The 1,373-nt window shown below is 78.8% G+C and carries 3 protein-coding genes; 1 reads left to right on the top strand and 2 read right to left on the bottom strand.

Annotated elements, in window-relative coordinates; genetic code table 11:
• On the top strand, positions 1-413 hold a 413-nt coding region (locus ABD317_RS36940), incomplete at its 5' end, for a C40 family peptidase (protein WP_344296451.1).
• A 21-nt stretch (positions 414-434) separates the two neighbouring features.
• On the opposite strand, the gene ABD317_RS36935 is transcribed toward ABD317_RS36940, so the two are convergent.
• Positions 435-854, bottom strand: coding sequence for a roadblock/LC7 domain-containing protein (locus ABD317_RS36935; RefSeq protein ID WP_027753908.1), 420 nt, complete (start codon positions 852-854; stop codon positions 435-437).
• Positions 851-1,045: a hypothetical protein gene (locus tag ABD317_RS36930; RefSeq protein ID WP_344296446.1), complete on the bottom strand. Its 195-nt coding sequence runs from the start codon at positions 1,043-1,045 to the stop codon at positions 851-853. Before ABD317_RS36930 ends, ABD317_RS36935 begins: the two co-directional genes overlap by 4 nt.
• Between the last annotated feature and the right edge of the window lie 328 nt (positions 1,046-1,373).

Genomic DNA, 1,373 nt, shown 5'->3' with positions numbered 1-1,373 from the left:
CCTCCGGCGACACCGAGCGGGTCCTGCGGCCCGGCGCGCTGGGCACCGCCGACCGGGAGCCCTCGCGCGCCGGGCGGCGGGCCGTCTCGTACGCCCTCGACCAGGTCGGCAAGCCGTACCGCGCGGGCGCCGACGGCCCCCGGGCCTTCGACTCCTCCGGGCTCACGCGGCGGGCGTGGCGGCACGCGGGTGTCCGCATCCCGCGTACGGCGCGCGGCCAGTGGCGGCAGCTGCGCCGGGTGGAGCCGGCCGCCATGCGGCCGGGGGACATCGTGGTGTACCACCGCGACGCCTCGCACGTGGCGCTGTACCTGGGCAGCGGCCGGGTGGTGGAGGCGCCGCGCACGGGCCAGCGGGTCCGGGTCGTCCCCGTCACCATCCGCCCCCTGCGCGGCGTCGTACGCCCCGGCTGAAGCCCTCGGCCGGCAACCCGCTCAGCCGGTCAGCTCGCCGCGCAGCCCCGGGGTGAGGACGTGGCCGACGCGGCCGACGAACAGCTCCATGTGGTACGCGGCGACGCTCAGGTCGCAGTCCGGCTCGGTCAGCACGCCGAGCATCGAGCCGTCGCCCGCCTGCATCACCACCAGGCAGCCGTCCTCCATCGCCACCATCGTCTGCTTCACCCTGCCGCCGTCCATGACGTCCGCGGCGCCGTTGGTGAGCCCGCCGATGCCGGAGACGACGGTGGCCAACTGCTCCCCGGCGGCGGCCGACTGGGGCGGGGCGGCGAGCAGGGGGAGCCCGTCGGCGGAAACGACGACCACCGACCGGACGCCCGGCACCTCCGCGGTGAAGTTGTCGAGCATCCACCGCAGGCTGCTGATGGCCGCCCGGTGGTCCGCAGTGCTGTTCACGTGCCGGCTCCCTGCTCGTTCGATTCCCATGTAGCGGCTTCCGCGGCGGCGGCGCGACGCCCGTCCCGGGACCCCTGCTGCAGCCCGCCGAGCAGCCGCCGTACCTCGCGGGCGTCGACGGCCTGGCGCGACGGCTGGGCGGGGACGGTGCGCATCGGGGGTGCGGCGGGCGCTGCGGGCGCGGCGGCCATGGTCCGGACGCCGGCGGCGGGGGTACCCCCGGGGGGAGTGCCGCCGCCGGGTGACGTGGCGGTCGGCAGCCCGCCGCCGGTCGCCCGGCCCGCCACGGCCCGGCCGGGTTCCGGATGGCCCTGCGCCCCGTCCCCAGCCGCCCGGTTACCGAGCGCCGGGGGGTGGGCGAGGGCGTCGCCACCGGGCGGCGTGTGTCCGGCCGCCGCATGGCCGGGCACTGGAGGGGCAGGGGCCGCGCCCCGCGTCGCCGTCTCTCCGGTCGGCGCATCTCCGGTGCGCGCACCGCCGTCCGCCGCCGCGGCGTGCCGTGCCACCGCGGCGGGCACC

It is taken from the genome of Streptomyces synnematoformans, from assembly GCF_039531005.1.
Lineage (GTDB): Bacteria > Actinomycetota > Actinomycetes > Streptomycetales > Streptomycetaceae > Streptomyces > Streptomyces synnematoformans.
This window is presented reverse-complemented; position numbering and strand designations above follow the sequence as displayed.